Here is a 23,533-nt window from a genome sequence, read left to right on the forward strand (position 1 = left end):
TGTTCTCGCCATGCACACCGTCGCTGTTCTCGCCCTGGACCAGGTGATCCCGTTCGACCTGTCCACCCCGATCGAGGTCTTCACCCGCACCCGCCTCCCGGACGGGCGCCCGGGCTATCAGATCCGCGTCTGCGCCGAACGGCCGGAGATCGACGCGGGCGCCTTCACCCTGCGCGCGCCGTGGGGTCTTGAGGGGCTCAAGGGCGCGGACACGGTCATCGTGCCCGGTACGGCGGCCCCCGCTGCCCCGCTCACGCCTGCTGTCCAGGACGCGTTGCGCGCGGCGGCCGCGGAGGGCACGCGGATCGCCTCCATCTGCTCGGGCACCTTTCCCCTGGCTGCCACCGGGCTCCTCGACGGCCTGCGGGCCACCACCCACTGGATCGCGGCCAGCCCCCTGGCCAACGCCTACCCGGCCGTCACGGTGGACCCGGACGTCCTGTACGTCGACAATGGGCAGATCCTCACCTCTGCCGGCGCCGCCGCGGGCTTGGACCTGTGCCTGCACATGATCCGCAGCGACTACGGATCGGCCGTGGCCGCCCACGCGGCGCGCCTCTCCGTCATGCCTCTCGAACGCGAGGGTGGGCAGGCGCAGTTCATCGTCCACGACTACGTGCCCACGCCACAGGGCTCCACCCTCGAACCCCTGCTGACCTGGCTGCAGGACAACCTGGGCCGCGACCTCAGCCTTGCCGACATCGCGGCCCATGCCGGAATGAGCACCCGGACCCTGATCCGCCGCTTCCGCGAGCAGACCGGCACCACCCCGCTCCAGTGGCTGCACCGCGCCCGTATCCGCCAGGCCCAGCACCTCCTGGAGACCACGAGCCACTCCGTCGAGCGCATCGCCGACCAGGTCGGCTTCGGGTCGCCCACCGCCTTCCGTGACCGCTTCAAACGCATGACCGGCGTCAGCCCGAACACCTACCGCCGTACCTTCAGCTGACACCTCTTGTGGTCGCGGCGTCGTGGGCGGCCGGGCCGACGGTGTCCTGGGCGAACGCCACGGGGGCGCCCAGGAGTTCGCCGAGCCGCTCGGCGGCGGGCAGCAGCCTTCCGGCAGCGCCGCCTTCGCACCACGTCGGTAGCGCCGCATATCGCAAGGAGAGACAAGAAGAGATGCAGGCCCGTCAGCGCCCCTCTGCCACGCGTCATATCGCGGACCCTGCCAGCCGACGTCCTGGCTCACATGAGTTCTCATACTCTGGGTGTACCGGGTATTCGAGCCGCACGGCTCAAAGGGATGGCGCCCCTAAGGCAGCGACTTCGAACGGTGGCGGGGCGCGATCACAGCTGCCGATTCGAGCGAGGGCGCCCAGTTTGCCGTCGCCCTCGTCGTCGCCGACCTGATGACCGAGTGGAAGATGCGCGGCTTTCCGCGGGCGAAGCACGTCCGGGTCTTCCTCTGGCGCGACGAGGAGGGCGACGAGACGGACGCGGACATCATCGTGGAGGTCAGACCGGATATCCACGCAGCGTGACGGAGCTGTATTCGATTCGCCTCGTCTGTCCCGATCCGCGCGATGGGCGTGTCGGGGTCTCCGGCTTACTCGCCAGGGGTGCACGTGATAGATCGATCATGTAATGGGAGGGGGGACGGCGGTGTCGCGACCGTCGTGAGCATGGGAACGATGACCGTGCGTCGAGATCCTCAAGGTCCCAGAGGTGGAGGACCTCGGCGGCCTGGGCGAACCGCTCGTCCGGGGCGCGCAGGGACTCGCGGGAAGCGGTCGGGTCGTCGGCGGCGCAGCGGCGTTGGGTGAACCCTGGCAGCTACGTGTCCCACGACGTCCGGGACGGCTCGGGCGACGCCCGCGGCCCCGGTGAAGGTGGCGGCAGGTCCGCCCGGGGGACCGTGGGATGCGGGCCTGGAAGCCTCGAGTGAGGCTGGGGGCATGGCAGAGCCTCGTGTGATCGTGTCCCCGCCCTCCGAGACCGGCGGTCGGCGGGTCCGGGCCGACGGCGAGATCCTGGGCATGGCGTACAGCCTGCACGATCTGGCGATGCTCCTTCAGCTGGCCGGGTTGGAGGGCTGGGACGAGTTGGATGTGGTCGAGTCGCCCCTCATCGAGTGGCATGGCGGTGGGCCCGAGGTGTGGCCGAGGAGTGGCGGACAAGAGCCGATCTCATTTGGCCGCGTCGCGCGCGACCAGAGCATCCTTTCGGATCACCGCAACGCCCTCGCCAGACGATTGCACTACGGGCGAGGGTGACGTCTCCGGCGGAATCCATCAGTCGAAGGGCGGCCCGGTACGCGAGATCTCGTGCTTGAGTACCTGGGCGTCCTTGATGTCGACGGATACCGAGGGACGCGGTGCCACCGCCCGGAAGGCGTCGAGGGCCTCCTGCGACTCCCAGTGCTCGAAGTTGTTCACGCGGCCCGGCTCCATCGGGTCGGGCGAGATGGACAAGTCGAGGCAGCCTGGGTGACTGCGGGCCGCCTCCACGATGGGGCGGTGCCCCTCGACGAAGCGGTCCCTGTCCTTGGGATCCACATACAACTTACCGGCAACGATCACCGACATGCTGCTCTTCCCTCCTCTCGCATCCCCAGGGACGTAGCCCCCAGCAAGGGGCGGCCGAATAGCTGCAACCCATGTGTATGGACTTCCGACATCCGCGAAACTCATCGCCCGGCCCGTGGTGTCGCACGATCAGGTCGGGCTCTCTTTTGACGAGTATGTTCGCTGGTGAGCGAATCGGCGGTAGCAGATGAGGGCTGCAGGGATGTCGGCGAAGGCCAGGAAATGATCGGCTTTGCGCTCGTAGCGGCGGTGCAGGCGGCGGCACCCGGACAGCCATGCCACCGTACGCTCCACGGTCCAACGGTGGCGGCCTAGCCATTGAGACGGTCTCGCTGAGGGCTCGGGTCTCGTCGTCGAGGTCAGCGGCGCACTCTGGCGCGACGACGAGGGCGCCGAGCCCGTAGGTCACCAGATACATGGGGCTGGTTTGGTGGGTCAGGAGGTGGCGGGCTCGGCGGCGCTGCGCTTACGGGCCGGGCGCGGCTTGGGCTCGTCGTCGGCGGCCGGGGGGGTCGGCCTTGGCGGTGGGCTCGGCCGGGGCCTGCGGCTCGGGTTCGGGCGTGGTCTCGGGGACGTGCGCAGGCTCGGTACAGGCCGTGTGTTCCCTGTCCTCACCGGTGTCCTGCGGCTGGGTGTGCGCTTCCGGGCCGCAGTCGGCAGTGGGTTGCCTGTCGCCGGCGTCGACTCGGCCATCACCTCGGACAGTGCGCTGTCGAAGGTCTCTTCCCACGGCCGGTGGCCGACGGAGAGGGGCTTGGTGTCGAAGACGGGTAGCAGGCGGTCGCTGTTGGCGTTATAGAGGACGACGCCGGTGTCCTTGTCGGGTTCGAGGGCGCCGATGTGGACGGGGGTGTGCCAGCGGTGGCCGTGAGGGAGGGGGACGAAACCGGGGGAGACGCCTGGCGTTCCCACGGAAGACGGCGGCGACGTCCCCACGGAGGACGCTGCCCGACGGCGCGTTCCCATGCAGGTCAAAAGGCCCCCCGGAGATTACTCCCGAGGGGCCTTTCTGATGCTCCGATGCAGGTCAGAGCGGTAACGCGTTGTGCCCCCGGCAAGATTCGAACCTGCGACACCCGCTTTAGGAGTTCGATCCGCGTTCGCTCCGCCCGCAGAGTTCTGCGGTGGCGTAGTCCGCCCAGGGGCACGCAAGTGTGCTGGTGTCCCGCGTCGTTGATGTCATCCGTGGATGTCAGCCTGATACGACAGCCGCTGAAGCTGCCTGCCAACCAGGGCCTGGCCATCGGCAGAATGGGACCATGGACGCTGGACTGGCTGCACTGCTCGGCGCCGCCGTGGGCTCACTCGCCACCCTCGGCTCCGCGATGGTCACCGGGCGCGCGGCTGCGCGCTCGCAGTTCGCTCAATGGCGCCGGCAGCACCGCCGGGACGCCTACGCGAACTACCTGGCCGCGGTGTACGACCGCGATGTCGCCCTGGATGTGGTGCGCGACGCCCTGCGGGCAGACCGACCGGACATGCGGGAAGTTGACGAGAAGATGGAGCGTTTCTACGCCCAGGTCCGCGGCGTTCACCGGGCTGCCGAGTTCGTCATCCTCGAAGGTCCGCAGTCCGTGGTGGAGGCGCTCTATCGCGCGGTGCATGCGGCCGACGCCCTGGCCGAGGTCATGCGGCGAATGGTGCGTGATGCCCATGCGGGTGACACATCCCGCAAGGCCGCGGACTCCGCACTCGCCGCTGAGCGGGAGCACCTGCTGTACCAGGCGGTGAAAGGTCTCCGCGTAGCGGCTGCGGACGTCCTCGGCGACAGTCGGATACGCGTCTCCTAGTCGTTTGGTCGCTCGGCGGGGCCTTGAAGCAAAGTCAGGAGTGCCGACGATCTGTATGCCGTCGACCAGTTGCCGCCGGGGCCAGACGGGTGGCCGTCCCGCCCTCGTCCCCTTCGGCAACAACGGCTCCAGTACCGCCCGTTGTTCATCCGTGAGATCTCCCCGCGCCATGAACCGCGATCACCTAACGCTCAAGGTTCATTTGCGGTACACGGCCTGGGCCTATCTCTCTGGAAGATCCGCCGGACCTGCTGGCGAAGCAGACGATCCGGCGGGGTAAGCTGGCATTCCATGGCAATAAGCTCCGCTCTGTGGTCCTTCGCCCTAGTTGTAGGGCTTCTCACTCTGACTCCCGGACTCGATACGGCGCTGATCTTGCGCACGTCGGCCCTTGGCCGGCGCAGGAGAGCCTGGGGTGTCGTCCTCGGAATCCAGACCGGCACCCTGGTGTGGGGTGCGTTCACCTCCATCGGAGTGACCGCGCTTCTCACGGCCTCTCATCTCGCTTACACCGCGTTGCGCTGGATCGGCGCCGCTTACCTGATCTGGATGGGGTTCCGCATGCTCCGGGACACCTTCCGGGGGCTGCCTGCGGCAGACACAGACGACTCTGTTCTGGCCGCCAGCGCGGACTCGGTCAGCGGCGGCTGGCGGCAGGGGACGCTCACCAACCTCCTGAACCCGAAGATGGGCGCCTTCTACGTCGCCGTCCTGCCTCAGTTCATCCCTCCAGGCACTGGCCACTTCACCATGGGGCTCCTGCTCACCATGGTGCATATCCTGATCGGTCTGCTCTGGTCTGCCGTCCTCATCGGCTTCGCTCGTGTCCTGCAGGGGTGGCTCCGCAAGCCCCAGGCTCGCCGTCTGCTCGACCGGATCACCGGCACCGTCATCGGCATCTTCGGTATCAGGCTGGCACTCAGCAACTGACGATCCGAAGGTCAGGGTCCAGCGACCTGCTCAGCACCGGACCCAGATCAAGATGGACGCGATCGTCGTGCTCGCGGCCCTATCCCTGGCGATCATGCCGTTCCTTTCCGCGGCCCAGCGCAAGGCCGGACGCGCGCTCGGCTCGGCCTCCGCCGTCGCCGACTCCAAGCAGACCTTGTTGTGCACCTATCTTTTGGCCGTGCTCCTGGTCGGCCTGGTCCTGAGCGCCACCCTCGGCTGGTCTTGGGCGGACCCCATCGCCGCCCTTGTCATCGCCGCCGTCGCCGTCAAGGAAGGCCGCGACGCCTGGCAGGGCAAGGGCTGTTGTGCAACGCCGCCCGCGAGGATGACACAGGTCGATCCGTCATCGGACGCGTGCGGATGCCGCCCTGACTGCGCCTGCCGCTGACCTGCACTGACTTGCCCCATACCTCCCGCCCCCAACCCACCACTCACCCCAGCTCCATCCCGTCTGCCGTCGACCCACACACCGTGGAGCGGGCGTGGTTCATGGCGTCCAGGTGGAGCGCGCCACTGTACGAACGACCTGGATGCCATGGACCGCGTCTGCTCGGCTCTGCCTGGGTCGACGGTGGACGGGATGGGAGCCCCTCACACACGCCACGATGGGCCCGCAGTCGGGAACGGCGCCCCCTCCATCCCGGTGCCGGCCGATCCCCCGCCGGAGGCATCATCTTGTGCCTGCGGATGACGTCCCGCGCTTGCCCGCTTGCACGCAGCGCGCCGCCGGGCGCGGCCAGCCGGGGCGAAGACAGGAGGCAGGCCGCGCCGCAGAGGCGGCGCGCGCCCGCGCCGTGCGCGGGCCTTGAACCAGTAGAGAAAGTTGTAACTCAGTCTGTGGCGTGGGGCTTGAAGTCGTGCGCACAAGCTGGGAGTTCGACGCCCCGACGGTGAGCGAGCGGTAGGAAGAGCACTGGCCGGATGGTCCAGGTGATGCGGGTGTCGGCGTGGGTGATGGACACCGTGCAGGGCTCCTGACGCAGTAGGGCACGCCTCGTTTCGGTGCGGCCGTCGTGGAGCCATGCCCATGCTTCGTCCGAGGCGTCGGAGTCGAGTGCCGGTGAGATCGTGCGGAGGGCGACCACTACCCATCTGTCTGCCTGGGGTGCCGAGTATGCGTCGAAGGAGGCGTGAAGGGCCGGCCCCTCTGTCGTCTCCCCGAGGCGTTCCGTCCAGCACTCGCACCAGTAGCCGCGGGCGGGCTTGTCCATCAGCACGGGTGGGCTCCCGGTCGGGTGTCGGTGAAGAGTTCCGCGGTGACGGTGTGGCCGTTCTGGCGTTGCGGCGTCGAGGTCGCCGTCGCAGACGCGGATGGTGGCGCCCAGCCGCCAGTCGTAGGCGTTGGGGGAGACGCGGCTGGGCTCGTACGGCTCGATGGTGATCTCGCCGGCCTGGACGGCGGCGGCGATGGCGGGACCGGTGAGGATCACGATGCCACCACCTGGAGTCGGGCGAGGTCTCGCCAGTAGGCGGAGGGCTGCGGTCCTGTGGCGGCTTGGTATTTGCCGCGGTAGAGGTCCACGGCGCCGGTGGATACGAAGAACATGATCTGCCCGATCTTCATGCCGGCGTACACGCGCAGAGGTCGGATCGGGGTGAGCATGAGCGTCCACTGGCCGTGGAAGCCGATGTCGCCGATGGGGGCGGTGATCTCGACGAACAGGCCGAGACGTCCGACGGAGGAGCGGCCGAACAGCAGCGGCACGAAGGTGTCGGAGCCGACCTCTTCGAGGGTGTGGCCGAGGTAGAGCTCGCCCGGCTGGAGGATGTGCCCGTCCGGGCCGATGGTGGTTTCGCGGGTGGGGTTGGGCCGGTGGGCGTCCAAGACGGGGCCTGTGTAGGTGATCAGGGTGGGCCCCAGACGCACGTTGTAGCTGTTGGGGTTGACCTGATCGGCGGCGAACGGGGTGATGTGGAGGCGGCCGTCGTGAGCGGCAGCGGTGATCTCCGGGCCGGTGAGGATCATTACCTACCTCCTTCGGCGGTGTCGGGAGCGGTGAGGACGTGTTGGACGGCCTGGTCCAGACGCAGGCCGGCCTCGTGCGTGCGCTCGCCGAGGTAGGTGTCGGCGAGGTAGTCGGTGGTCAGCACGGTGGTGACGGCGTCCGGCAAGGGATCGGGTGCGGTGACGAGCGGGCCGGTCTGGGGGGTCAGAGCTGAAATCAGGCCGGGGAGGTCCCCACGGGCCGGATCCGGCACGTGGGCGTGCACCAGCTGGTTACCGAACGGCTCGATGGAGAGCAGGTCGCCCTGGGTGAGGTTGCCGCCGAGGGGTACGGCGCGTAGCGCCGTCTCGTTGAGGATGACCGCGTCTGCGCCGAGCCCCGTACGCAGCCGGGCGGTGAGGTCCAGGAGCAGGCTGCGCCGATCGAGGGCCTGGTGGCGGTAGGCCGGACTGATCGGGCCGAGGACGTCGGCCAGCTGCTGCTTGACGTCTTCGATGCGGGAGCGCAGATCCGCAAGCTCCGTCGGAATGATGCTCGGGGCCCGATCGGGGAAGGATGTGGTGCCCGCACCCCATCCCGTACCCACGGGCATGGCGATCGCATAGCCGCCGGCGAGTTCCTGGCCCTTGACGACCAGGGTGCCGTCGACTCGGACCGGCCCGTACTGATCGCTGTGGCAGTGCCCTGCGAAGACCACGTCGAGGAAGGGACAGGCCGCCGCGAGTTCCCGGTCCTCTTCGAAGCCGGAGTGGCTGAGCAGGACCCAGCTGTCCACCTCGTGGTGGTGGGCGAGAATCACCTCGCGCAGGGCCTGGAGGGGATCGGTGACGCAGTGGCCGGTTCGCTCGGCGGCCGGGATCGAGTGGAAGGCTTGCCGACCGATCACAGCGGTTACGCCGACGCGCCGTCCATCGATGTCGGCGATGTACAGGCGGCGGAACAGAGCGTCGCCGGTGTTGGCATCGACGGCGTTGGCGCAGACAGTGCGCCGGTGAAGGTCGGGTTCGAAGTGGTGGGGCCAGCCGTGGTTGCCAGGGGCCAGCACGTCGTACAGCCCGAGCAGGATCTCCCGCTCGATCGTGCCGCGAGCGAGGCGGTAATACCCGCTGCCTTCGAAGAAGTCGCCGCAGTCCACGATGAGCGAGGTCGGGCGCAGCGCGTGGAGGTGGGTTAGAAACGGTGCGGCGTTGCCGAAGGCGGAGTGGACGTCCGTCGTGGCAACGATCTGGCGCAAGTTCCGGCCGTCGGTGGTCATGGGGTGACCTCGCAGATGTCGGCACCCAGGGCGCGCAGCTTGCCGGACAAGTCGGCGTGGCCGCGGCGCAACTGGTCGAGGCCGCCGATGGTGGTGACGCCTCGGGCCGTGAGGCCGACGACCATGAGGGCGGACCCGGTGCGGATGTCGGTGGCTTCAACGCCCGCGCCCGTGAGTAGTTGGGGCCCCGTCAGGCGGCATTCGGTGGGGGAGATCTCCTCGATCTCGGCGCCCAGACGGGTCAGCTGTGGCAGCAGGTTGCCGTGGCGGCCGGGATTGATGGCGTCGGCGAACAGATGTGTACCGGGCAGTCCGAGGGCGAGTGCCATGAGCGGTGGTTCGAAGTCGGCGTCCAAGCCGGCCGGGCTCAGGGAGGCGATGGCCCGCAGGGGACGACCAGTGGGGACTGCCTCCTGGGCGCGGACGGTAAGGCGGTCCGGCTCCGCGTCCACGGGGATGCCGAGCTGATGAAGGGCAGCCATGAACGGGCCTACGTCCTTGCCCTGCACGCCATTGATACGGGCAGTACCGCGCGTCGCGGCGATCGCGCAGGCCAGCGTGGCTGCCTCGATCTTGTCTCCGGGCACTGTCCAGGCAGCGGGAGCAGTCGGCGACGAGGAGGGCGGTGAGAGAGTGAGTACATGCTCGCTGGCGCGCGTCTCCCAGCCCACGGAACTCAGGGCGTCGAGCACGCTCAGGACTTCGGGCGAGAGGTTGGGCTGGCCCAGCCGTAAGGGGCGGCCGGTTGTGAGGGCGCGCAGTGTCGCGGCCACGGTCGCACCGCGAGAGCGGAACGGCAGTGTGATGGAGACGGTGCCGGTGTGAGAGGTGAGTGCCTCGATGCCGTAACCGGAGCTGTTCTGCCGGCTGCGGTCGCCGAACGCCTCGTACACCTTGAAGTGCAGATCCATCCCGCGCGCACCGATCCGGCAGCCGCCCGGCCAGGGCAGCCGCGCCTGTCCGTAACGCGCGAGCAGGGCGGGGACGAGGTAGTACGAGGCTCGGATGTGGGCTGCCTGCGCCAGATCGGGCAGTCCCCGAGATGACTCCGTCGGCAGGATCACATAGGTGGTCAGTTCTCCGACGGGCTGCGCGACATGCCACCCTGCCCGTTGCAGCAGAGTGAGCATGATCTGGACGTCGGTGCTGTCCGGGACGTTGCTCAGCCGGACCGGGCGACCGAGGGCTGCCGCGGTGGCCAGGAGTGGCAGAGCGGCGTTCTTGGACCCGTCGACGCTCACGGTGCCGGCGAGGGGCGGCCCTGGGCGTACGGCGATCACCTCGGCGGCCACGCCGGGGGCGTGGGTGGTCGTCATCATCAACTCCTCTGGAAGGGAAGGAAACAGGCGATTTCCTGGCTGGGTTTGCTGGGCAGGTCGATTTCGGCCCAGCAGCGCTTGCCGGTCTCGGTCGGTTCGGCGTGGTACCGGTCGGCGAGAGCGGTGACGAGGAACAGGCCCCGGCCGCCCTCGCTGTCCGCGTCGGGCGGAGCCGGCTGCGGCAGCACCGGGCTCGTGTCGCAGATCTCGATCCGCAGGACGGCCTCGTCGAGACAGACCACGAGCGAGACGGAACCGGTGCCGGCGTACTGGACCGCGTTGGTGACGAGCTCGCTGACCAGCAGTTCGGCTGTGTGCACCACCTCGGTGCCCAGTCCCGAGCCCCAGCCCGCTATTGCGTCCACGGCCTGGTGCCGGGCCTCGCTTGCTGTGGCGGGCGTCGCGGGTAGGGAGAGAGCGAGCTGGTGCGCTTCCATGAGCGGCCTCCCGGTGTAGGTGCGGCCACACCAAGCAACCAGCCCGTCGCCGTGAGTGGTGAGCCCTGACGCTGGCGCTGCATGACTTATGCATGAGCTGCATCACCGCCAACTACGGCTGATCTATGCTCGATTGAGCAGGCAGGATCAGCGACGGCGGAGGGAGCCGTGGCAGATGTCCGATGCACATGGGGAAGCGAGACGGATCGGAGAACGGATCCGTCGGGCACGGGTGTTACAGCGGCGTTCACAGCACGACGTGGCCGCAGCGCTCGGGTATCACCAGTCCAAGGTGAGCCGTCTGGAGAGCGGCCGCGGCACGGAGGACATCCGCGTACTACGCGCCATCGCGCAGGAACTGAACATCCCATCTCATGAGTTGGGCCTCGCCCCATCTCAGGACGTCTCCGCCGCTGATCAAGAAGCTGACGACATGCACCGTCGCACCTTCCTCGCCGCGAGCATCGCAGCGCTCGCGGCCCCGGCCGGCTCTTCGGCCTCGCACACCCCCCTCGTCCATGCCCTCCTGCCCGGTCCCGGCCCTGCAGGCACCGGTAGCCCCCAGGACACGGTCGTCCTGTACGAACGCGTCGGATCAGCACTCAGGCTTTTCCACACCTGCCACTACACAGAGCTGGAACGCACCCTCCCGAGCCTGATCGCCGACCTGCGACTGGGGGCCGGTGATGCGACGGACAGGGATACCGTGTCCCGGCTCCTGGCCACGGCGTACCAGACGGCGACGAGCCTGCTGCTCAAGCAGCACGACCAGGGCAACGCATGGCTCGCCGTCGGCCGGGCGATGGCAGAAGCCGAACGCTCAGGCGACCCGGTCGTTCTCGCCTCCAGCGTCCGTGTCCAAGCCCACGTCCTGGTCCGCGAGAAGCACGCCACAGAGGCCGTCACCCTGGTCCGGCACACCGCGGACCAGCTCACCGGCTCCTACGACCGGCGTTCACCGAAGTACCTCGCCGCCGTCGGACTGCTGCTCCTGCGCGGTGTGACCGCGGCCAGCAGTCGTGGTGATCGCGCGGCCACGAAGGACTTCCTCACCGAGGCGAAAGAAGTCTCGCGGTACGTCACTCTTGACCGGCCCGACGTCTGGGCCACCTTCAGCCCGACCAACGTCGCCCTCCACGAGCTGAGCGCTCTGGTGGCCTTCGGCGACGCCGGCCTCGCCCTCCAGGCGGCCCGGCCCCTCATGCGCCGGCACATCCCGGTCCCCGAACGCCGGGCCGCACTGTGGGTCGAAGCGGCCCGCGCCTACAGCCAGCAGGGCCGCCTCGCCGACGGCTACCAAGCCCTGAGGATCGCCGAGACCTGCGCCGCCCAGGACATCCGCCGCCCCGACGTCCGCAACCTGGTCGCCGACATGGCCGCCCGCGACCGCCGACGTACCCTGCCGGAACTGCACCGCTTCAGCCGCCAACTGGGAGTCCCCGCGTGACCGAACCGACCGCCCCGGACAAGAAGCCCTTCCTGTACGTCGTCGTGTGCGCGGCGGGCGTGGCCCGTGACGTCGGCAAGCTGATCACAGCCGCCCAGGAGGCGAACTGGGATGTCGGCGTCATCGCCACACCGCAGGGATTTGGCTTCATCGACGCCACGGCGATCGAGGCACAGACCGGTTACCCGATCCGCTCCGCCTGGCGTTCACCGGGAGACCCGCGCCCCCTGCCCCCGGCGGACGCGATCGCCGTGGCTCCCGCCACGTTCAACACGATCAACAAGTGGGCCGCCGGGATCTCCGACACCCTCGCCCTGGGCATTCTGTGCGAGGCGTACGGGATGCGGATCCCGACCGTGGCTTTGCCCTACCTGAACTCCGCCCAGGCCGCCCACCCCGCCTACCAGCAGAGCCTGGACCGGCTGCGGGCGATGGGTGTCCTGATCGGTTCCTGCGAACCGCACCGGCCGAGGGCCGGCGGCGCGGCGGAGCGCTTTAGCTGGGAGGAAGCACTGGACTTGCTGGAGCCTATGGTCAGCACGGCGCGGTGACTCCGTCCGTCACTTGGCAAGAAGGTGTATCCCGATGGCTGACGGCCTCGAGACGCGAGGCCGTTAGTGCCGGAATTACCGGTGTCGCGTGGGGGCCGCAGGCCCAGGCTGTGACGGGCTCGGCCGCGTTTGGCCGGAGTGTGCCGGTCGTGGTGTCGCCCACGTACGAGCTTGGGCGGCTCGTGCTCGATCGCTGGGGGCCTGCCGGGCAGCGAGGCGTTGGATGCGCCAGGTGAGGGTTCTGGCGGTGGACCGGGCGTCGTCCAGGGTGCGCTGCCGTGCGGCGTGCTGGAGGAGCTGTTCGGGGTGGTGGCCGGTGGTCTCGGCTTCGGTCAGGGCGGTGGCCAGTGCGGGCCAGGCGGGGTCGTCGAGGACCTGTTGGGCGTGGTCGGGCAGGATCGCGATGATGCGCTGGGCGTGGCGTTCCATGGTGCGGGCGGGTGGCTGGCGCTGGGCCAGGGCGGCCAGCGGCTCGGCAGCAGCCTGTTGGTAGGCGGCTTGGAGATGGACCAGGGCGTGGTGGGCGGCGGCGACCTGCTGGTCGTGCCGGCGGCCTTGGTGCCAGCGGGCTGTGGCGATGACGACGAGGACGGCGATGTCGAGGAACATGGCCAGCCCGGAGCCGTCGCCGGTGACCGGTGCGGTGCGCAGGGCGCGGACTGCGCTCCGCAGGGCGCGGGCCTGGTCCTGCTGAGCGCGGATGCGGGAGCGGGTGGCGCGTTCGAAGACGATGGCGGCCTGCTGCAGGTGTGGCCGCAGGTGGCTGGGGGCGAGCAGCGGCAGGACGTCTATGGCTTCGCCGAAGGCCGCGATGTGGGCCTGGGCGGCTGCGTCGTCGCCGTGGTCGAGGTGGTGGCGGATGCGCTCGGTTGCGGCGGCGGCCTGGTGCCAGGGGTTGGGCCTGCGCCGGCTGCCCGCCTGCGAGACGGACGGGGCCTCGACGGCGGTGAGGCGTTCCGCGATCTTGGGGAAGGACAGGTCGGGGGCGAGTTTGGCGCCGGAGAACCAGATCGGCTCGCCGGCGGTGTTGGTGTCGCCTTCCGCGGCGACCTTGTAGCCGCGCACGTCGCCGGAGGGGAAGTGCTGGACGTTGACGAGGATGTCCTCGACGCCGTCGAGCAGGTGGAGGAAGTCTTCGGGGCTGGTGGCGATGGAGACCAGTTGGCGGGCGGTGGTGCGCAGGCGTTCGCGGGAGGTCTTGGTCTTGCCGGCGCGGCGGGCCTTCTCCGTCTCGGCGCGGGTGGGGCGCTGGGCGGCGGTGCGGTCGCCGCGCACCACCCGCTTCAGGCCGTATTCCTTCTCGATGGCCGCGAGTTCCTTGTCCGCGGTGAGGTAGTCGTTCCAGTGGCGGGCGGTGCGCAGGTCGCCTCGGACCTTGGTGGCGGCGATGTGGATGTGGTCGTCTGCGTGGCGTACGGCGACCCACCGGCACCCATCGGGATCGCCTTGTGGCGCGATGCCGGTGGCCGCCACAATCCGGTGGGCGATGTCGGCCCACTCGGCGTCGGTGAGGTACCGGTCGCCGGGCGCCGCACGTACCGAGCAGTGCCACACGTGCCGCTCGCGCCCTGCCCAGTCGGCGGGCTTGCTTGACCCGCAGGTCGAGGTCGGCCACGAGCCGCATCTTTGTGGCGTCGAAGTCGTCGGCGCGGCCGGGATCGGGCGCGAAGCCGTCCCAGGAGGCGACCAGGTGCGGGTCGGTGTGGTCCTTGGCCTTCTTCGTGTTGAACAGGTACCGGATCAGGCCGGCGGTGCTCTTGCCGCTGCCGATCTTGGCGATCACCGGGCCGCCTTCGCGGAGACGGCGTGGTTCATGGTCTGCGCGATGTCGCCGATGGCGGCGCGGACGGCGTCCAGGGTGCGCTCGGTCTGGGCGAGGATAGCGGTGTCCACAGGGTGCGGATCGCCTCCGGCGTTGAGGCGGTGGGCGATCTGGTTGACGTTGTTGCCGATGCTGGCGACCTGGGCCCGCAGGGCGTCGAGCTTGTCGAGGCAGTCGTCGAGCTGGGTGCGCTGTCCGGCCAGGCCCACGGTGAGATCGCCGTCGAGATAGGCCATGATGACGGCGCCGACGAGGTGGGCGCCGGCGATGCCCATCTTGCGGGCACGGGTGAGGATCCGGGTCTTCTCGTCGATGCTGTAGCGGACGTCGACACGCTTTTTGCGCTGGACGCTCTCGCGGGTACGCCGGCCAGCGATACGACGCAGGGTGACTTCGTCGGCGAGCGCGGCGGGGGACTGCTCGGCCGCGCCGGCGGGCGTTTCCTCCTCGGGCACCCCCCGGTGCCCGAGGTCCTCCGCCACGCCCGGGGCGGAGGTGTCCGCGTTGGACCGGCCCTTGGACGGTCCAACGTCATACCTTGCTGCGCTGGTGGCGGTAGTGGTCATCTGCTGCGGCAGGCTTGGCACTTCGTGGTGCGGGTCGTGCATCGGGCGATTCTCCGTGCGTGGTGAGAAAGAGGTCATGGCTCCAAGACCGCTCGTCCCGCGGCGGGCTGTGCGGGGACGAGCGGGAGGAGTCGAGCGCGAGGGGGACGGACGTGCCTGCGGACTCAGTGGGCGCCGACGGGTTCCTTGTCGGGCTCGGGCTGCCGCCGGCGGGCGGCCTGGTCGAGTTCGGCCTGCACGTGGTCCTTGATCTGGGTCAGGCGGTCCTTGCCGATGCGGTACCCAGCGGCGCGGATGGCCGCCTCGATGTTGCGGCGTGAAGCGCGGTCCCCGCGTCCCAGTGGTGCGGTGCGGGCGATAGCGAGCAGCTCGTCGAAGGTGGCGTCGCGTTCGTGGCCGCCTTCTTTGGCGAGCGGCTTCGGGGCCTGGGGCACCTTGACTGCTGCCTCCGCTACGTTCGCGCGCTCGGCCACATCGGGCGAGCACCGCACCTTCTTCGGCAGGGAGGTCTCATCGGCCGAACGGGCAGGCGGCTCGGCACTGTGTCTGCCGTTGTGGCTGTCGCCGACCGTTTGGGTCGTTGTGGCGGCAGCCTCATGGGCGCGGGGTGTGGGGTGGCGGCGGATGACGAGGTCGAGGTGGACCGCGCCGGCGAGCGCGAGAGGGGCGATGGCGGACAGGGCGCCGACGGTGATGTCGTCCAGGTGCAGTCCGGCGGTGCGTGCCTGCTGGTTGAGGCGGATGGCGTGCAGGGCGTTGGCCCAGATGCTCGTGACCGTGGCGAGCCCGACGCGTGCCCAGACGTACAGGCGTGAGCGCCAGGGTGCGGTGCGCAGGATGAGCAGGGCGGCGACGCCGATGGCGATGAACCCGTCGATCACCAGCGGGAACGCGTATGTGAGGACTCCGCGGACGTGGATGGCGACGGCCATCTGCCGCAGGGCGTCATAGGACAGGGCGAAGCCGATCGCGCCGACCAGGGCGACCCCGAGGCGGATCGCGGCAGTCAGCGCCGCCACGGGAGCTTGGGTGGTGCGTGAAGGCAAGCGTGGTACTCCAGGGAGAGACGGCTGCCATAGCCACAGGGCAGGGCTGCCGGTGGGGAGGGGGCGGACTCGTCACACCCGTCGCATGCCTGGTCAGGGCAGGTACGGGAGCCTGGCGTGATACGGGAGGACCCGTCACAGGCACCGGACCCGTCACGGGGCTGACCTGCGGTGCGACGTGTGCGACGGGTGTTTACGGGAGTACAGCCGACTCGTGACGGGTGGTCTCACCGCTGCCGTCGGGAGGCTGCTCCTCAGGGCAGTAGCGGACCCAGGCGTCGGTGAACTGCGTGCGGGTGAATCCCCGGGCCTGCCGTCCGCCCTCGAAGCGGAGGACGGCCGCCTGGATGCCGAAGTCCTTCAGGAGGATCCCCAGGTAGCGCGGGGTCAGGCCGGTGTTGCGGTACTCCGCCCACGGAGCCTCCTGGTCCTTGAGCAGTTCCTCCAGCAGGTCCCGCGTGCGCACGGTGTCGGGATCGCCGTAGCACGCGAAGACGCGGCGGATGTCCTTCAGCAGGCGCGTCTTCACGTTGGACTCGTCGTCCTGGCCGACCTCGGCCGCGCACATCGCTGCGCACGCTGCCCGTGCTCTCTCCGGCCAGGTGCCGCCTGCCAGTTCAGCGACGACCACCAGCGGCTCCCAGGTGTCCGCAGCCCGGTCCTGCACCGGCATCGGCGGCACCAGGTCGGCTGCAGTGTCCATCAGGGGGCGCAGCCAGGCGGTCAGTCGGTCACGCAGGGCGTGCAGGGCGGGGATGTCGCGGCGGGAGCGGAACTGCTCCACTCGCTCACCCGGCTTGCGCCGCTGCATGCGGACTACCACGGCCCGGTCCATGACCGTGTCCGGCAGGTCCCCGATGCCGGCGAGCGCGGCCATGGCGAAGGTGGGGAACGCCTGCGGCTTGTGCTCGGGGCCGGAGATGCGCAGGGCGGGCCGGTTGCGCTGGTGGCCGGCGTTGAGCAGGCCGCGCAGCTCCTCGTTCTTCTCGGCGGCCTTGAGGCTGCCGAAGATGGTGTCGGCCTCGTCCACCAGCAGGGTGGGCGGGTCGTCACCGATGGCGCGGAAGACGACCGCTGGGCTGGTGTTGACCGTGATCAGCGGCTCGCGCACGGTTTCCGTGATCACATCCAGCAGGCGGGACTTGCCGCACCGCTTCGCCGGCCCGACCACCGCCAGACGCGGTGCGTGTTGCAGCGCAGGCTGGATGTGCGTGGCCGCCACCCACAGTGTGACGGCGGTCAGCGCCGCACTGCTGGGAAGGACCACGTACCGCGCGATGGCTTCCCGCAGTTCGTCCAGCAGCTGCGCGCCTTCGCCGGCCTGCCCTGGCTCGTCGTCCTCGGCGGCGGAGGCACCCAAGGCGGGGTCCTGGCCGGGGACGGCGACGGGCGGCCAGGCGGGTAGCGAGGATGCGGCGGGGGTGGTGGGAGACGTAGATTCGTCCATAGGCGTTCCTTCCCGGTGGGCCGGACGGGCAAGGCCCGGCCCACCGATTCGATCGTTCAAGGGCGATGGGGCAGGGACTCTGTGGCTCTCGGCGGTGGCTCGCCGAGAGCCGTTTCGCTGTCCCGGCGGCTTCAGGCCGTGAGGTCGTACGCGGACTGGGCGTTCACCCAGGCGTCCACCTCGGGCCAGCGGTAGCGCAGGTGGCGACCGACCTTGTGCACGTTGGGGCCGATGCCCCGGTACTTCCACTGGTAGAGGGTCTTCACCGGCACCCCGAGAAAGGCCGCGACCTCCGCAGGGGTGGCGAGCGGGCCACGGGCAGCTGCAGCGGTTGCAGGGGCATTGGTGCTACGGGGAGAAGAGGTCGGCATGCGGCTCCTTTTCGGTCTTGGACAACGGCCTGGACAACACAGCCACACCTCACGGAGAGAAGTCCAGAGTTGGTTCTGAAACTCTGTACTACTTCTCTCAGCGTGGCTGGGGAGGCGAAAACAGTAAGGGTGGATGAGCGGTTGCCAAAATCGCTTCCACGGAACCCGAATTTTTTTACGGCGAAGCTATCGGTAGATGTGTCGGAATCCGACACCTCCGCAGGTCGGTGGTGTTGCGGAGTGCGCGGGTGTCATCCGATGCACCCGGTGCACTGTTCGGCTGATACCTGCTCGAATCACCCATACTCAGAGCGCGATGGGAAGGTAGCACGACATTCCAGAAGGGACGGCCCGTGATGTGCCGGAATTCAATGAGAGGAACGCCACTCAGTCGTGGGGTGACTTCTGTAGAGTTTAAGAACCAACTCTTGCCATAGCGCCCGGCCGCAAGTTACAGCTAACTGTTATGGCAACCCGACCTGTCGAAATAGGCCCCGCCGGCCTCCACACCGCCCGCGCCATCGAGCACCTACGCCTCGTGCGCGGCCTGACCCAGCAGCAGCTCGCCGCTCGCTGCACCGCGCTGGGCCGACCGATGACCAACACCGCCCTCAGCCGCACCGAACGCGCGCGCCGTCGCTGCGACATCGACGACCTCGTCGTCATCGCCACCGCGCTGGGCATCCCCGCCGCGACCCTGCTCCTGCCGCTCCCGTCGGTGACCAGCGGCGACCGGGAGGGGTGCTAGTTGGCGCGGGTCTGGATCGAGGACCGCATAGGGCACGCGGCATACGCACGTGCCGCAGCTGATGCCAAGCGGGCGGGCCGTACGCCACCCGGACGCTACCGGGTCCGCTGGTACGACCCCGACGGCAAGCCGAAGATGAAGACCTTCGCCCGAAAGGTCGACGCCGAGGCGGAGCGGACGAGGATGGAGTCCCGTCTCAACGACGGCTCCTACCGTGATCCCGCAGCCGCACGCGTGAAATTCGCAGAGGTGGCGGAGTCCTGGCTGGCCGCGCAGATCCATCTCAAGCGTTCGACCCGGGGCCGCTATCGCGGAGTTCTCGACGTCCATGTGATCCCTAGATGGGGGCACCACCCCGCTGGATCGCATCAACTTCGAGGACATCGCCGAGTGGCTCGCGGACCTGCTGTCCGGCGAGGCGACCGGCGGGAGGAAGCTCAGCCCCAGGTTGGTCCGCAAGGCGTACGTTGTCCTCAGCCGCGTTCTCGGCTACGCGGTGAAGGCCCGTCGTCTTGCGGTCAACCCGGCTGTCGGCGTGCCTCTGCCGAAGGCGGCGCCGGCCGACCACGTGTACCTCGACGACATGCAGGTCGACGCACTGGCCAACGCGTCGGGCGCCTACCGGGTGTTCATCCTCCTGCTGGCCTATACCGGTCTGCGCTGGGGTGAGGCGTCTGCGCTGACGGTGGGCCGCGTGGACCTGGCCTCCTGCCGGGCCCACATCGCCGAGGCGTATGCCGAGGACAACGGGAAGCTCTACCTCGACACCCCCAAGAACCATGAGCGCAGGTCAGTACCGATCCCGCGGTTCCTGGCAGAGGAGTTGAAGCTGCACGTTCAGGGGCGGGGAGATGAGGAGTTGCTCTTCACTGCCCCGCAGGGCGGACCGCTGAGGGCGCGGAACTTCCGTCAGCGGTTCTTCGTACCGGCGGTCGTGAAGGCCGGGCTGGGCCACCTCAAGGTCACCCCGCACAAGCTGCGGCACACGGCGGCCTCGCTCGCCATCGCCAGCGGGGCGGACGTCAACGTCGTGCAGACGATGCTCGGCCACAAGTCCGCGACCCTGACGCTCGACACGTACGGGCACCTCTTCCCTGACCGTCTCGACGAGGTGTCGAAGAAGATGCACAAGCGTCGCGCCAAGCAACTGGCCAAGGCGAAGGCCAAGCTGGAGAAGGCTGAGCGGAAGGCCCGCAAGGCCGCCGAGACCGTGGCCATCCTGGAGGTCGATGCCGCGTGATGTGTGCCTAACCTGTGCCGGAGCGCCGTAAGCGAGTGGCCACCCAGCCGTGCTGATGCGGTGGGGTGCCCCTCGCGTCTTTCTCGGGTCAGGTCAGTCGCGGCCGGCGGCCTTCCTCCCAGGCCCGGTCAATCGCAGCAGCGGCCGCATTCCCAGCCAGCCGCTCGATCTCCTCGGGTACCTCGCGCTCGTCGAGGACGAAGAGCCTTCCGCCGACGAGGTGAGTGGTCGCCTTCCAGCCGAGACGTCGTCCCGCCTCCCTGGCAGCACGTCGGACGTCTTTCAGCTCGCCCATCTCCGCAAGATCGTCCGCGCCGAGGACCAGCTGCCCGTAGTAGCCCTGGTACTCCGGCTTCAAAGCGCCCTGCATCAGCGGCTCAAGCCGCTCCACCAGCTTCTCGTACCGGCGCCGGGCCAGCTCGTCCTTGTCGGGCATCCTGCACAGCTCCCCACCATCCGCGCGCACGGCATGTGTGCCATATGTGTGCTGCAAGCGCAGGGGCCCTCCCGTCCGCTGGACGGAAGGGCCCCTGACCTGGTGTTTCTCTGTGCCCCCGGCAGGATTCGAACCTGCGACACCCGCTTTAGGAGAGCGGTGCTCTATCCCCTGAGCTACGAAGGCGGAACGTGGTCGTGTGGGCCACAGGCGTCAGCGTACCGGATCGGGGCGGTGGGGAGTCAGGTCAGGGCGACACGGGTGAAGCGGGAGGCCATGTGGAGGTCTTCCTCTATGTGGTGGGCGGTTCGGATCAGGGCGGGGAGGAGGTCCTCGACGCACTCCTCGCGGGTGTGGCGGGCCGCGTGCAGGGCGATGTTCGTCGCGGCGACCGCTCTGCCCGCGCGGTCGCGGATGGGGACGGCGATCGAGCGCACGCCCTGTTCCAGTTCCTCGTCGACCAGGGCGTAGCCGTGGCCTGCCAGGAGGGCTCGGCCCAAGGAGGTCGCGCGGGCCGGGAGGCGGGCGCCGACCGTGATGTCGACGCTCATGATGCGGCTCGTGGTGGCGCTGGCCGTGTACTGGATCTCCTCGCCGGACGGCGTCAGCACGGCGAGTGAGGTCGTCTCGTGCACGTGGGCCGCCAGGTCCTCCAGGTGCGGCTGGGCGATCCCGGACAGGGAGGCGCGGGAGAGGGGCGGGAAGCCCAGGGACAGGACCCCGGGGGTGAGCGTGAACGTGCGGGTGTCCCGGGACTGGCTCACCAGCCCCAGGTGCTCGTAGGTGATCAGCGCCCTGCGGGCCGTCGCCCTGGCCAGCCCCGTGGCCTTGGCCACCTCCGTCAGGGTCAGGGCGGTCCGGCCCTCGTCGAAGGCGGTCAGGACCGTCAGTCCGCGGGCCAGGGATTCGACGAAGTGGCGGCCCAGTTCCTGTTTCGAGGCGGCCGTCCAGGTCGCCAGGCCGGACTGCGGCGGGGCGGGCACCGGGGGCGGGGCGGGCACCGGGGGCGGGGCCTGACGAAGGTCCCGTTCCATGGCCGCGACCGTCTCCCGCAGGCGGGGCAGCAGCGTCGTGCACAGGTCACGTGCCGAGTGGCGGCTGGTGTGGCTCACCACGCTCGCCACGCACGCGATCCGGCCGTCGGCGGGGTCCCGTACCGGAACGGAGACCGCGACGAGGCCCGGTTCGATCAGCTGGTCGTCCAACGACCAGCCCTCCCGGGCGGCTTGAGCGGTTCGCTCCTCGAAGCCGTCCGGCCCCGGGGGACGTGACGGTACCGCCGGGAAGTTCAGGTCCTCCGGGTCGGCCGAGCGGCGCTCGTGCCAGCGGTGCCAGTCCTCGTCCGTCCACTCGGTGGCGAACAGCGCGCCGGGCGCGGTGCGTTCGGCCGGGAGCAGATCGCCGATGCGGAAGCTCAGGGACATCGCACGGCGGCGGGTCGCCTGGTGGATGAAGCGGATCCCGTCACGGTCGCCGACCGCCAGGGACACCGATTCGTCCAGCGCGTCGGCGAGTGCGTCGGCGCGCGCGCCGAGCAGGGCCGGCAGGCGCAGGGCGGCCAGGTAGGCGTTGCCCAGTTCCATCAGGCGGGGGGCGAGGACGACGTCGCGGCCGTCGAGGCGGACGTATCCCATCCGGGCGAGCGTCGCCGTGACGCGGTCCACCGTCGAGCGGGCGAGGCCCGTGGCGCGCTCCAGGGCGCTGGGGCTCAGCGCGCCCCCGGCCCGCGTGAGCTGCCGCAGCACGGTGACGCCCCGCATCAAGGGGGTGACCACCTCGGCGGGTACGGCGGGGTGCGCGCTTGCCGTGGGGTGCCCGGTGCGGGCGTCGGCGCCGGCAGCCTCGTGGGCCTCCGGATCCGTCGTGGTGTTCGCGGGCATCGGTTCGGTTCTCCGGTACGGCGGCGGTCGCAGCAGGCCTACGGTAGTCCGTTCGCGAGTCAGTCCGCGTCACCTCGCCCGCGTCACCTCGCCCGCCTCACCCACCTGCAGCGGCGCCCGGGTGCTCCGGCAGAGTCCGCGCGTCACTGCCTCGTGACCCGTACCCGGTAGTTCGCCGCGCGGTCGGCCGAGAGAACGTCGACGCGGACGTGTGCCTTGGGGTCCTTGAAGGACTCGCCCGGTGCGAAGGGCGCGTCGGAGAGTTCCGCCTCGACGTTGGGGCTGCGGGTGCAGCCGCCGGAGTGGGGGCGGGAGTCGTGCACCGTGATCGGGCCCTGCCCGGTGTCGACTCCGGCGTCGACCTTGTAGACCAGGATGCCCGGTCGGCACACCTCCTCGTCGTTGCCCGCGCGGGTGCGCAGTTCGAGGGCGTAGCCGGTCCGTCCGTCGAGGGGAACGAGGACCAGTTTGTGGCCGCCCGTGTGGCCCAGCGGGGTGAGGGTGTACTCGGCGGAGCCCTTCTTGGACGCGCAGCTCACCTGGGAGGCGTCCAGCCAGCCCAGCTTCCACTTGTGCCAGCCGAGCAGGTCGTTGTTGGCGCCCCAGTCCTCGCTCATGATGTCCCAGTGGCCGACCGCATCCCCGCCTTCCCGGGTGTAGAGGTCGGGCAGGCCGAAGACGTGGCCGTTCTCGTGGGGCAGGACGCGGAAGCCGGTGTTCTCGTAGGAGCCGGAGCCGTCGTCCTGGCGGGAGTAGATGAAGGAGACGTTGGCGATGGCGACCCCGTTGGCGACGGGTGCGTCCGAGTTGCCGGCGAAGGTCACCGACAGGACCGTGTCCAGGGCGGAGGGGCCCGCGTTCGGGGTCATGAGTACGTTGATCAGGTCGTAGTGCCGGAAGTCCACGGTCGGGTCGGCGGCCGCGACTATGTCCTTGATCAGTTGGCGGTAGCCGGGGTCGAACGGGGCACCGCGCTCCAGGCCGTAGTCCTTGAACGGTTTCGGCATGCGCAGCCACCCGGTTATCGGGGTCTCCGCGCGGTAGTCGAGGCGGCCGTAGGAGGCGGTGCGGAACCACTCCTGGGTCTGCGGGAAGAACTCGTGGAAGCGGTCGAGCGCGCTGTCCTCGCCGGGCGCGTCGGAGAAGTCGACCATCACGGTCAGGGCGTGGACGGTACCGAGGGAGCGGGCGTAGCCGCCGGTGGTGGGGACGCCCTCCGACATCTGTACGGAGGGGGATCCGCTGATCATGCAGGGGGTCAGGGCGGGGGACTGGGCCGGCACAGTCGTTCCGGAGCCGGGCACCGTGCCGCCCGCCGTGAGGTGCCCGGTTCCGGCCGAAGTGCCGACCGCGAGGATCAGCGCCGTGACGGAGGCCATGGCGACCGCACGGCGCTTGGGTATCGGGCCTGTCCGGCGGCGGGGCGGCTGCGCCTGCATGCGTTCACCTTTCGCGCCAGGCAGCCACCGGTCTCCGGCTGCACCCTTGCGATCACCCTGTGTCGCTGGGGCTTTCGGCGCGCGCTGGAGCGGTCCGGTCGTGGGACGGGCCGCCCGGTGGTGCGAATGCGTGCGTCCAGGTGGATGTGACCCAGATCACGGAGAGGCTCGCGACGGTCGGGAAATAACCGGGGACCTCTTCCCCGTTTGGTCATGTGTCCGAGCGAAACGGGGACTCGCTCCCCGGATCGCCCCGCCCGACTCATCACCGGCCCGACTGACCGACGGCCCGGCCGACCGATCAACCGGCCGAC

Annotated in this window: 24 protein-coding genes, 1 tRNA gene and 2 pseudogenes; 10 read left to right on the top strand and 17 right to left on the bottom strand. The window is 69.6% G+C overall.

Annotated features, from left to right (window positions below):
* The first annotated feature begins 10 nt into the window (after window positions 1–10).
* Window positions 11–949, top strand: coding sequence for a GlxA family transcriptional regulator (locus tag ACFY4A_RS18915; RefSeq protein ID WP_390830532.1), 939 nt, complete (start codon window positions 11–13; stop codon window positions 947–949).
* On the opposite strand, the gene ACFY4A_RS18920 is transcribed toward ACFY4A_RS18915, so the two are convergent.
* On the bottom strand, window positions 942–1,106 hold the full coding sequence (locus ACFY4A_RS18920) for a hypothetical protein (RefSeq protein ID WP_390830588.1): 165 nt from the start codon (window positions 1,104–1,106) through the stop codon (window positions 942–944). The genes ACFY4A_RS18915 and ACFY4A_RS18920 overlap by 8 nt on opposite strands.
* Before the next feature lie 246 nt (window positions 1,107–1,352).
* Here ACFY4A_RS18920 and ACFY4A_RS18925 point away from each other — a divergent pair, with 246 nt between their 5' ends.
* Window positions 1,353–1,484, top strand: a complete 132-nt coding sequence (locus ACFY4A_RS18925) for a hypothetical protein (RefSeq protein WP_390830533.1) — start codon at window positions 1,353–1,355, stop codon at window positions 1,482–1,484.
* 414 nt (window positions 1,485–1,898) lie between these two features.
* Window positions 1,899–2,216 carry a hypothetical protein gene (locus tag ACFY4A_RS18930; RefSeq protein WP_390830534.1) on the top strand — a complete coding sequence of 106 codons (318 nt, stop codon included), beginning with the start codon at window positions 1,899–1,901 and terminating at the stop codon, window positions 2,214–2,216.
* An 18-nt stretch (window positions 2,217–2,234) separates the two neighbouring features.
* Here ACFY4A_RS18930 and ACFY4A_RS18935 read toward each other — a convergent pair whose 3' ends face one another.
* Window positions 2,235–2,528, bottom strand: coding sequence for a putative quinol monooxygenase (locus tag ACFY4A_RS18935; protein WP_390830535.1), 294 nt, complete (start codon window positions 2,526–2,528; stop codon window positions 2,235–2,237).
* Between the two features lie 129 nt (window positions 2,529–2,657).
* A pseudogene (locus tag ACFY4A_RS18940) lies at window positions 2,658–2,852 on the bottom strand (hypothetical protein); the annotation flags it as partial.
* Between the two features lie 935 nt (window positions 2,853–3,787).
* Between ACFY4A_RS18940 and ACFY4A_RS18945 the strand changes: the two are divergent.
* From ACFY4A_RS18945 to ACFY4A_RS18955, 3 genes are all read left to right on the top strand, one after another.
* Window positions 3,788–4,318, top strand: coding sequence for a proline dehydrogenase (locus ACFY4A_RS18945; RefSeq protein ID WP_390830536.1), 531 nt, complete (start codon window positions 3,788–3,790; stop codon window positions 4,316–4,318).
* Between the two features lie 291 nt (window positions 4,319–4,609).
* Entirely contained in the window at window positions 4,610–5,248 is a 639-nt protein-coding gene (locus ACFY4A_RS18950; RefSeq protein WP_390830537.1) for a LysE family translocator, read from the top strand.
* A 52-nt stretch (window positions 5,249–5,300) separates the two neighbouring features.
* Window positions 5,301–5,657 (top strand): cation transporter, encoded by a 357-nt coding sequence (locus ACFY4A_RS18955; protein ID WP_390830538.1) that lies wholly within the window; start codon window positions 5,301–5,303, stop codon window positions 5,655–5,657.
* A gap of 442 nt (window positions 5,658–6,099) precedes the next feature.
* On the opposite strand, the gene ACFY4A_RS18960 is transcribed toward ACFY4A_RS18955, so the two are convergent.
* Genes ACFY4A_RS18960 through ACFY4A_RS18980 form a run of 5 tightly spaced genes read right to left on the bottom strand, consistent with a single transcriptional unit; the run spans window position 6,100 to window position 10,226 of the window.
* The gene (locus tag ACFY4A_RS18960; RefSeq protein ID WP_390830539.1) at window positions 6,100–6,699 is read right to left on the bottom strand and encodes a hypothetical protein; all 600 of its coding nucleotides are present in this window, start codon (window positions 6,697–6,699) and stop codon (window positions 6,100–6,102) included.
* Window positions 6,696–7,235, bottom strand: a complete 540-nt coding sequence (gene dcd / locus ACFY4A_RS18965; protein ID WP_390830540.1) for a dCTP deaminase — start codon at window positions 7,233–7,235, stop codon at window positions 6,696–6,698. The genes ACFY4A_RS18960 and dcd overlap by 4 nt, the downstream gene beginning before the upstream one ends.
* On the bottom strand, window positions 7,235–8,470 hold the full coding sequence (locus ACFY4A_RS18970) for a bifunctional metallophosphatase/5'-nucleotidase (RefSeq protein ID WP_390830541.1): 1,236 nt from the start codon (window positions 8,468–8,470) through the stop codon (window positions 7,235–7,237). The genes dcd and ACFY4A_RS18970 overlap by 1 nt, the downstream gene beginning before the upstream one ends.
* Entirely contained in the window at window positions 8,467–9,786 is a 1,320-nt protein-coding gene (locus ACFY4A_RS18975) for a UDP-N-acetylglucosamine 1-carboxyvinyltransferase (RefSeq protein WP_390830542.1), read from the bottom strand. The genes ACFY4A_RS18970 and ACFY4A_RS18975 overlap by 4 nt, the downstream gene beginning before the upstream one ends.
* A 2-nt stretch (window positions 9,787–9,788) precedes the next feature.
* On the bottom strand, window positions 9,789–10,226 hold the full coding sequence (locus ACFY4A_RS18980; protein ID WP_390830543.1) for an ATP-binding protein: 438 nt from the start codon (window positions 10,224–10,226) through the stop codon (window positions 9,789–9,791).
* A gap of 175 nt (window positions 10,227–10,401) precedes the next feature.
* Between ACFY4A_RS18980 and ACFY4A_RS18985 the strand changes: the two genes are divergently transcribed.
* Window positions 10,402–11,673, top strand: a complete 1,272-nt coding sequence (locus tag ACFY4A_RS18985) for a helix-turn-helix domain-containing protein (RefSeq protein ID WP_390830544.1) — start codon at window positions 10,402–10,404, stop codon at window positions 11,671–11,673.
* Window positions 11,670–12,224 carry a flavoprotein gene (locus ACFY4A_RS18990; RefSeq protein ID WP_390830545.1) on the top strand — a complete coding sequence of 185 codons (555 nt, stop codon included), beginning with the start codon at window positions 11,670–11,672 and terminating at the stop codon, window positions 12,222–12,224. The genes ACFY4A_RS18985 and ACFY4A_RS18990 overlap by 4 nt, the downstream gene beginning before the upstream one ends.
* A 75-nt stretch (window positions 12,225–12,299) precedes the next feature.
* Here ACFY4A_RS18990 and ACFY4A_RS18995 read toward each other — a convergent pair.
* The 5 genes and pseudogenes from ACFY4A_RS18995 to ACFY4A_RS19015 all read right to left on the bottom strand — a co-directional run bounded on the left by ACFY4A_RS18995 (window position 12,300) and on the right by ACFY4A_RS19015 (window position 17,476).
* Window positions 12,300–14,007: pseudogene (locus ACFY4A_RS18995) on the bottom strand (relaxase/mobilization nuclease domain-containing protein).
* Window positions 14,004–14,654: a plasmid mobilization relaxosome protein MobC gene (gene mobC / locus ACFY4A_RS19000; protein WP_390830546.1), complete on the bottom strand. Its 651-nt coding sequence runs from the start codon at window positions 14,652–14,654 to the stop codon at window positions 14,004–14,006. Before mobC ends, ACFY4A_RS18995 begins: the two are co-directional and overlap by 4 nt.
* Before the next feature lie 122 nt (window positions 14,655–14,776).
* A complete protein-coding gene (locus ACFY4A_RS19005) occupies window positions 14,777–15,631 on the bottom strand; it encodes a DUF2637 domain-containing protein (RefSeq protein ID WP_390830547.1) in 855 nt (284 codons plus the stop codon).
* A 220-nt stretch (window positions 15,632–15,851) separates the two neighbouring features.
* A complete protein-coding gene (locus tag ACFY4A_RS19010) occupies window positions 15,852–17,105 on the bottom strand; it encodes a DUF3631 domain-containing protein (RefSeq protein WP_390830548.1) in 1,254 nt (417 codons plus the stop codon).
* 131 nt (window positions 17,106–17,236) lie between these two features.
* Window positions 17,237–17,476, bottom strand: a complete 240-nt coding sequence (locus ACFY4A_RS19015) for a helix-turn-helix domain-containing protein (RefSeq protein WP_320585495.1) — start codon at window positions 17,474–17,476, stop codon at window positions 17,237–17,239.
* A gap of 466 nt (window positions 17,477–17,942) precedes the next feature.
* Between ACFY4A_RS19015 and ACFY4A_RS19020 the strand changes: the two genes are divergently transcribed.
* Together ACFY4A_RS19020 and ACFY4A_RS19025 are read left to right on the top strand one after the other, a co-directional pair.
* Complete coding sequence (locus tag ACFY4A_RS19020) at window positions 17,943–18,224, top strand: helix-turn-helix domain-containing protein (protein WP_028808341.1); 282 nt, start codon at window positions 17,943–17,945, stop codon at window positions 18,222–18,224.
* 535 nt (window positions 18,225–18,759) lie between these two features.
* The gene (locus ACFY4A_RS19025; protein WP_390830549.1) at window positions 18,760–19,464 is read left to right on the top strand and encodes a tyrosine-type recombinase/integrase; all 705 of its coding nucleotides are present in this window, start codon (window positions 18,760–18,762) and stop codon (window positions 19,462–19,464) included.
* Between the two features lie 88 nt (window positions 19,465–19,552).
* Here the strand turns inward: ACFY4A_RS19025 and ACFY4A_RS19030 are convergent, their stop codons facing one another.
* The 4 genes from ACFY4A_RS19030 to ACFY4A_RS19045 form a co-directional block, all read right to left on the bottom strand.
* The gene (locus tag ACFY4A_RS19030) at window positions 19,553–19,900 is read right to left on the bottom strand and encodes a hypothetical protein (RefSeq protein ID WP_390830550.1); all 348 of its coding nucleotides are present in this window, start codon (window positions 19,898–19,900) and stop codon (window positions 19,553–19,555) included.
* A gap of 113 nt (window positions 19,901–20,013) precedes the next feature.
* Window positions 20,014–20,086, bottom strand: a tRNA-Arg gene (locus ACFY4A_RS19035).
* A gap of 56 nt (window positions 20,087–20,142) precedes the next feature.
* Window positions 20,143–21,780 (bottom strand): IclR family transcriptional regulator C-terminal domain-containing protein, encoded by a 1,638-nt coding sequence (locus ACFY4A_RS19040; RefSeq protein ID WP_390830551.1) that lies wholly within the window; start codon window positions 21,778–21,780, stop codon window positions 20,143–20,145.
* Between the two features lie 143 nt (window positions 21,781–21,923).
* Window positions 21,924–23,219 (bottom strand): M6 family metalloprotease domain-containing protein, encoded by a 1,296-nt coding sequence (locus tag ACFY4A_RS19045; protein WP_390830552.1) that lies wholly within the window; start codon window positions 23,217–23,219, stop codon window positions 21,924–21,926.
* Window positions 23,220–23,533 lie beyond the last annotated feature (314 nt).

The organism is Streptomyces sp. NPDC001292, from assembly GCF_042896465.1.
Lineage (GTDB): Bacteria > Actinomycetota > Actinomycetes > Streptomycetales > Streptomycetaceae > Streptomyces.